General features: G+C 65.6%; 1 protein-coding gene. It reads right to left on the bottom strand.

The features are described 5' to 3' along the window. On the bottom strand, positions 1-253 hold a 253-nt coding region (locus AAEZ10_RS27585), incomplete at both ends, for a PDZ domain-containing protein (RefSeq protein ID WP_350571851.1).

Below are 253 nucleotides of genomic sequence, written 5' to 3'. Positions count from 1 at the left end.
GCTTTCGCCCAACCTGCGAACCAGCTGCAGGTTAACCGCGGCCCAGCCGGATGTCGGCTCGCCATCTATTGCAACAATTTCCTGGCCCGCCGTCAGCCCGGCCTTGGCCGCGATGCTGGCGGGTTCGACACCACCGATGACCGGGCGCACCTGGTCGCTGCCCAGCATGGCGAGCACCCAGAAGAAAAACATCGCCAGCAGGAAGTTGGCGATCGGGCCCGCGGACACGATGGCGATACGCTGGCGTACGGAC

Origin of the sequence: Pseudomonas sp. H26/SER47-MNA-CIBAN-0231 (assembly GCF_040310465.1) — a bacterium.
GTDB classification, from domain to species: domain Bacteria; phylum Pseudomonadota; class Gammaproteobacteria; order Pseudomonadales; family Pseudomonadaceae; genus Aquipseudomonas; species Aquipseudomonas atacamensis.
Note: the sequence above shows the minus strand (reverse complement) of the source record. Positions and strands in the feature narration are given on the sequence as shown.